Genomic DNA, 8,218 nt, shown 5'->3' with positions numbered 1-8,218 from the left:
CCCGTCGCGGGAACCCTGCCCCCCGCCCTCGGCGAAGCCATGCAGCGCGACCGCGACCACCACCTCGGCCACGCCCAACTCAGCCAACTCACCATTGATCCACCCGTCGTCTCGCTGATCAAACAACCGCAAACCGAGGTCACCGTCACCGCCGCCCCCGGCGCGCCCTCCGGTGCCCGCGCCCGCGTCCACGTCCGCGAACGCCACCAACAGGTCGGCGGCACCCTCACCCTGCCCGAACACACCCTCGACCTGGTGCTTTACCGCGATCCCTTCCGCGACAACGCCCCCCTGCAAGGCGTCATCCCCGTCCATACCCGCCGCGCCATCCAAGCCGGCCAGACCCGCAACGCCCACGTCCTGTTCACCGCCGTCGCTTATCCCCCACCCGGCGACGGCTTCGGCTTCCATACCGACATCCACCTCGACCGCCTCAGCATCCAGTTACCCGGCGACAACGCCCACCCCGTCAACGCCTACCCCAACGACCCCGACGACTTGCCGCTGATGCACGGCGCCGAGCGCGTGCTCGGCTTCCAGTGGCAGGCCGGCGCCGGCGTCCCGCGCGCGCGGCTCCAGCTCGATTACCCCGACCGCGGCGCCGTCATTCTGCTGCGCCGCGACGCACCCGGCGCCTGGCGCACCGTCGGCAGCCTGCAACGCGACGGCGTGCACTGGCACAACGACACCACCGCCGCCGAATTGAACCGCGACGGCTGGTACGCCCTCGTCGCGCTGGATTTCCCCATCGGTGAATTGAGCGGCACCGTCCGCCACCAAGGCACACCCCGCGCGGTCACCCTGCGTTCCCCTTCGTTACCCTGGCTAACGCGAAGCAACGAGGACGGCGCCTACCGCTTCTTCCTCCCCGTCTGGGACCAACCCCAAACCATCGACGCCCGCGAACCCCTCACCGGCCTGCAGGTTACCCGTTCCTTCGCCACCATCGCTGCTGGAACCCAAACCGGGATCGACTTCGACCTCCAACGCGCCAACCTGCTCCTGCTCGAACACCAACCCGCCGCCGGCCAAGTCGCGGTCCCGACCTGGCGCTTCATCGACCTCGATTTCAACCAACCCCTCGTTTGGGACAAAATCCAACTCGCCCAACACATTCGCCTCAGCGGCCCCGAGGGCGACATCCCCCTCGATTTCACCCGCCGCTTCAGTTTCAGCAGCCTGCGCCTGCGCGCCACCCAAGCCCTCCGTCCCCAAACCACCTACCGCCTCAGCCTCGACCCCGCCTTGCAGGCCCAGTCCGGTGACCTGCTCGGCAACCCCGCCGGCTTCCAGTTCACCACCCACGCGCGCGGCAACGAAACCCCGCTCGACCTCGACGCCTGGTACCTCGCCCGGGAAAACGACGACCTCGTCCTGCACGGCCCCGCCGCCGGCTTCCCCAACCAAACCCGCCTGATCGTGCTCAACCTCGACACCGCCTGGAGCAGCAGCGAGACCCTGCCCGCCGGGTCCGTGCGCCGCGTCGTCGACGGTGGCGCCGGTGATCGCATCAGCATCGAACTGGCCACGCCCGGCGGTCAGCGCGGCAGCCGCGTACTCGACAGCGTCCGCCTCGGCGAGAACCGCGTGCTGCTTGGGAACCACCCCTTCCACATCCCCGTCAGCGGAACCCTCACCCTCGCCGTCGACCAGGTCGTCACCGGTAGCGGCCGCGAACTGGCCTGGCGCGCCCTCGACCCCGCCGAACACACCCGCTTACAAAACCAACTGCCCGCCGGCCAAAGGTACGACGGCCCCAGGCTCGACGGTTTCGTCTTCGAAAGTGGCGACGGCCAACCGCTCCCCCAACTCCAAGGCCGCCTGATCGCCGACCTCCGCCCCTACACCGACCTGCTCGAGGCCGAACCCAGCCACGCCCTCGTGCTGCGGCGCCTGTTGGAAGGCGTGCGCGCCCCCGTCGATCCCCGTCAACCCGACGTCCTCGCCGACCATGTCATCGCCCAAGTTCAAGACGCCCACGCCGTCGCCGCGCTTGAGCAGCCCTCACAAGGCGGCGCGCAAAAACGCGCCCTCGCATCCCTGCAAACCTATGCATGGGAGAGCCATAGCGACAGCGCTTACGCCGTGTACAACCTCGAACGTCACGCGCCCACCGCCTTTAACGCCGCCCTCTTCACCCTGCGTGAGGACCAACCCGACACCGACCTCGACGATCACTTGCTCATGTGGGCCGCACCCGCCCCATGGAACGACGTACCCCGCTCCTTTGGCCAAAAGGCCTACCGCGCCGTTCGCCAAGCGCCGATTTACCAAATCACCGGCAGCGGCAGCGGTGCCGGCATGCGTTTCGTCGGGATCACCGACCCCACCGGCACCACGCGCATCCTCACCCAGGACGTCGGCGGCTCGAAGCCCAACTACCTCGCCGTCGATCCCGTCAGCGGTGCCTTCACCACTCTCGTCCCCGGCACCGTCGCCCCCGCCGTCTTCGGCCTGCAGAGTTTTCGCGCCCACGCCTACCTCAACTGGCCGGACGAACGCAACAACGCCGAGACACCCGACCAAGACGTCACCATCGAATACCGCGTCGTCGATCTCAAAACCCGGCCCGGTCAAAGCGAACCCGAGGTGACCGTCAACGAAAGCGAGACCGCGCGCCTCAAGGATTTGAGCAAACTCCAGCTCGCCGAGGGTCGCGCCCTCCAGGTCACCCTGCGCGCCGCCAACCAACCCTTCAAAACCGTGCACTTCGATGCCGACGACCGCGACCGCGTTACCATGCCACCCGACGATACCGGCATGCTTGTGCGTTTTCGTTACGAGAACCTGCCCCGGGATCGACCCTACCTCAACCTCGCCGTTCGCTTCGAAACCACCGTCAGCCCCGCCCCGCGTGGCCTGGACTGCCGCGTCTGGCTGATCGGCGAAACCGGAACCGTCGCCAACGATCCTAGCGGCCCGCCGCGCATTACCGGCACCCTGCCAGGCGACCGCGAACGCGACGTCCCCATTTTCGAACCCATCCAAATCGCCTTCAGCGAACCCGTCAGCGGGATCTCCGCACAGACCATCACCCTCGGCGACAGTGACGGCAACCGCATCGACCTCGATTTCGAAACCCTCGCCGGTGACCCCATCGACGCAGGCGACCGCGTCCACGAGGTGTTCGCCCGTCCCAGGCGCGTGCTCCAATTCGAAAAAACCTACCAACTCAGCGTTCAAAGACCCCGTGACCAGGACAACAACCCCCTGCGTGTCTTCCACGACGACGGCAGCGAATCCGACCGCTACGTCGCGACCTTCCGAACCCAAGTCATCGATCCCGACAGCGTGCCCCAAGCCGAGGCACGTCAACGGGGTTACGCCCAATACCGTAACCTGCTCATCCAGGTGAGCCACCGCGCGGGCAACCGCGACCAGGGCGAAGGGCTCACCATCGAGGTCGTCGATCCCGGTGACACAAGCCAACCCTGGCGGGTGCTCGAACGCCACGAGGTCCTTGCACCCGGCGCCCATTTGCCCAAACCCACCCTCGTCACCGGCGAGGCTTTGGCCGCCGCCGACGGCGCCGAGCTGACCGCCGTGGAAAGCGGCGACGGCGCCGCCGTTGAACAGCTCCCCGCCGGCAGCGTGCTCGCCGTCGTTTACTGGGACCAGGTCCTCAACTTGAACCAACTCCTGCTCCTACGCTGGAACGGCGGCGGCTTCGAATCACTCGGCCGCCACGTGATCGCTTCACCCGGTTTTGTCAGCGACCTCATCAGCCAGGGTCCCTTTCTCGTGTTTGGCCACAACGGCTTCGAATCGACCGGTACCCAGCTTGGCCGCATCGAGGTGCGCGACCTGCGCGTGTTCCTCAAAAATCTCGACGACATCAGAAACCGTCAGTTAACCCGTTCCCTGACCCGCCACCAATACACACAGGCCTTTAACCAAGCCGGCATCAGCGCCCAATTCTTCTACCCGCGCGGCGTCTTTGACCTCGCGCCCCTCGTCCACACCGAACCGGATCGCCAGGTCCTCGCCTTCACCGCAGCCGCCCGCACCTTTCCCGGCATCGGCACCCTTCAGCCCGGTGACAACAGCTTCCTGCCGCCCGTCGACACCTGGTACGACCAACGCCTGCTGTTCCGCGCCCACTACCCCGAACAACCCAACCGCCCCATCCCCGTGGGCGCGCCCGCGCGTCCCGGCGGCTCGCGCCTGCGCACCGCCGTGTTGCCCCGCCTCGCCGTGCGCGACCGCGACCAACCCCGCAACCTCGACCTGACCCTGTTCGTCGAGAATTTCGGCGCTGAAGACGAGGGCGGCACCGCCGTCTTGCACTTCATCGAGGTCCCCGCCGACGCCGAGGCCAAGCAGAACCCCGCGGCCGTGCTCCCCCGTGTCACGCTCGACTTTGACGGCCGCATCGGCAACATCGCCGCCGATGCCGGTACCGGCCTAATCGCCGTCACCCTCAACACCGACCTGGAAACCGGTGCGCGGGGCGCCCACCAGATCGTGCTCATCGACGCCAAGGCGGTTTATGCCGGTCTGGACCGCGCCGACTGGCAACGTGTCCCCGTCGACCACCAGGCCCCCTTCGTCGTCGGCACCTTTGGCGCCGAACCCGCGAGCGCCGTCGGTGAGGCCTTGTTCTTTCACGAGGGCGAACTCTACTGGACCAACGCCAAAGCCGACCTCGTCCGCCAAACCGTGGTCGCCACCCAACGCCGTTCCCTCGGCTGGTTGTCCTTCAACATGACCGCCTGGCACAGCGATGCCGGTGGCGGCGACCCACTCAGCCACGCTTGGCAGCGCCAGGATACCGTCGTCCTGCACGCCGCCGACACCGCCGCCGGCGAGGATCCCAGCCAGGGAGTCGGCGAGGCCGTGACCCGGGCCTTCACCACCGAGGTCGGCACCTTCCAGGTCCAGCTTTTCCCCGGCGAGGCACTCGAACTCACCATGGGCAGCCTCGAACCCGCTTGGCAACAAAGGTTTAATTTCGAACCCGTTAACCGCCCGCGCGTCGTCGGCGTGAACAGCGCCGCCCTCGCCCAATGGCTCCAAGGCCAGGCCGCCGTCCTGCGTGAACGCGGTGTTTTGGGCTGTTACGTCGACCTCGCCATCAGCATCAACGGGCGCGTGCGCCACCACCAACGCTACCCCTTCGCCGTGCGCTACACCCATCCACCCACCGACGATCCCTACCGTCATCAGGGCAACCTCGACCTGCTCAGCCGCAACCCCACCCTGTTCACCGTCGACGACAGCGTCAGCGCCCGCGACAGCCGCATCGACCTCAGCACCATGCGCTACCATCACCAAGACCTGACCGGCCCCGTCGGGACCTTCGGCGTCGGCATGCGCGATAGCGGCGCGCTCCACCTCGGCCTCGTCACCTGGTTCAAACCCGACAACCTGCCCGACACCAAAACCGACGAACGGCTTAAGGCCGACCAACGCATCCTGCTCAGCCAACCCGGTTTGTGGCATAGCGAGGCCGATTTGGAAGACGACGGCACCACCGTCGCCTTCCGCGACGCACCCCTCAGCAAGCTGACCTTCACCAAACCGCGCTGGACCTTCACCCAGGGCGAAACCATGACCTCGTCCTGGCACGGTTCCCAACCGCTGCCCGCCTACCAACCCCTGTTCAACCGCCTCAACAAAACCACCGAGCCGGACGGTCAGGACAGCGTTGCACCCAAGCACCGCCTCATCTATCCGTTGATGCGCTACCAAGCCGTGCGCGGCATCCCCGGTGACCTGCTCGGCCGCGTCATCGAGCGCGAGCGCCGTGACTTGCCCTGGTCCAACCGCTTCCAACGCGGCGATCTCCAGCGCGAGGTCACCGACCTGCCGCTGAACCTCACCGATCAACCCGCCGACGGCGCCGCCCGCCGCCGCGTCCAACGCACCTACCGGCCGCACCGCCTCGGCAACCTGCTCGAAAAAGTCGAACGGGGCAGCCTGATCCTGACCTACGCCTACGACGCCGACGCCTACCTGACCTCCGTCACCGAACAGGCGCGCGACGGCCAAACCCGCGTGACCCGCTACAGCTGGGAGGACATCGGCGTGGAGGTTGGCAAGGTCCCGCTCAAACGTTTGACCAAGGTGGCCCACGACCTGGACGGCAGTGCCGCGGCCGGCGGCTCTTCCGAATTCATCGCCGCCGCCTTCACCTACCAGGCTGACCAACCCCTCACCGTCGCCACCCGCACCGCGCCTTTCGGCGAACAGACCCTGACCTTCACCCTCGACGCCGGCGAAACCGCATCCGTCGCCATCCCGGCCGCCGACCCCGAACTGCCCACCCAGACCATCCACTTCAGCGCCGCCACCCAGCGCCGCCTCGCCTCGGCTTGGCAGCTCGGCACCTTCGGCGGCACCCTCACCTGGGAACGGCGCTCCCTCGGCAGCCGGCCCGCCTACGACTGGTTCCTCACCGCCGACAGTTTCCGCGGCCAATCCACCGATTACGACCACCTCGGCCGCGTCACCGAACAGGTCGTCGACCAATTCAAAACAACCCAAACCTGGCACAACACGCTGCACTTCAAAGGCGTCCCCCAAAGCATCAGCTACGATGCCGGCGCGGGCCCCGTCACCCTGAACTTCGCCATCGAGGACGGCGGCCGCAAATGGATCACCCGCGACGGCACCGCCAAAACCGAACGCCTGTTCTCCGCGAGCGGCGTCGCCGTCGGCGGCAGCGACATCACCGGCATCCCCCACGGCGGCCTCACCAGCCGTGCCTACTACCCCGCCGGCGGCATCTACCAAACCAACAACGAGACCCTGCAGCAGGAACGCCTCAAGTACGGTGTCGCCGGCGACATTCTCAGCCATCGTCTGTTCAACATCTGGGGCGAACCCGTGCTGGAGGTCTCCCTCGACGCCACCACCCGGCGCCAATTCGACCCCCTCGGCCGCCTCACCAACGAAACCATCACCGCACCCGACGCCACCATCACGCGGACCCTGAGCTACAGCTACCAGAATGCCCGTCTCGTCGTCACCAGCACCGATTCCAGCGACGGCAGCACCACCACCGCCCACTTCGACGAGCGCGGTCTGTTGCGAAGCCAGGTCGTCAGCGGCGGTGCCGCGCCCGGCGGGGTCATCATGCGCTACGACACCCTCGGCCGCCTCATCGAACAAGAGGACCACGACGATCCCAACCACCGCATCACCACCCGCTACTTTGAGGACAGCGAGATCCCCACCCAAATCACCGCGCCCCAAGGCACGCAAAGCTTCACGGTCGAGGCGGGCGACAGCGGCATCGTCGTCACGGGCATGACCTGGCACCCCACCGGCGAACAACCCGAGACCATCCCCCTGACCATCGACGCCGCCGGCCGCACCATCCGTACCAAGCTGGAAGGCGTCGGCGCGGTGGAACACGCCTACGACGCCTTCGGCAACCGTACGGCCGTCACCGCGCAAGAAGGCCCACTCAAAGACAAGGTCCTCGCCGCCTGGAACTACGCCGCGGGAACCGTGACCTTCACCGACCACCGCGCCAACCGCACGATTACCACCAAAGCCGGAAACAACACCTGGCTGGACACCACGGCAACCATCGCCTTCGGCCACGGCGCCGCGGCGGGGCTTGGCAGCGACAGCACGCGCGCGGCCATCACCGAATACCTGCCCAACCGCGCGTTCACCGTCACCCGCACCACCCGCCTCGACGGCGATCACCTCGTCATCACCGAGAAAAACGGCGAAAGCGGCATCGAGCAGACCCAGCGCATCAACGGCCTGGGTTACCCCGTGGAACTGAGTACCGGTGATCGGGTGACCACCGCCGGCAACCCCGCCCAAAACGACGGCTTCCCGCAAAGTTGGGACCTGCCAGGGGATGCCGACCTGTTTTTGCGCCGCAACGCGAAGGGGCAGATTGAGGCGCTCAGCCAAGGGACCGGACAGCCCGCCGCCCAGGCGCCAACCACCGCGACCGAGGACCGCGACAACCTCACCCTGTACCTCGGCTACGATGCGCAAGGCCGCTTACAAACCAGCACCGACCCGCGCGGCCTGCAGCTCACCCGCGCCTACCAGGGCGAGAGCGGGGTGATCAACACCGTCACCGCCGGCAACCCCAACAACGCGGACAACCTGCTGTTGCAAACCGAGAACAGCGGCTCGGGCGTCAGCAGCGCACGCCGCACCCAACGATCCTGGCTGGGCGATGAGGTGGCGATCCATCGCGGCACCGAGAACCCCTTCCAAACCGATCTGATTCGCAATGGCAGAATAA

1 protein-coding gene is annotated in these 8,218 nt (G+C 67.1%); it reads left to right on the top strand.

Annotated features, from left to right (window positions below):
• Window positions 1–8,218, top strand: an 8,218-nt coding sequence (locus J3U88_RS33665) for an Ig-like domain-containing protein (protein ID WP_207863616.1), incomplete at both ends; no start/stop codon positions are given.

Origin of the sequence: Acanthopleuribacter pedis, assembly GCF_017377855.1 — a bacterium.
GTDB lineage: Bacteria > Acidobacteriota > Holophagae > Acanthopleuribacterales > Acanthopleuribacteraceae > Acanthopleuribacter > Acanthopleuribacter pedis.
This window is presented reverse-complemented; position numbering and strand designations above follow the sequence as displayed.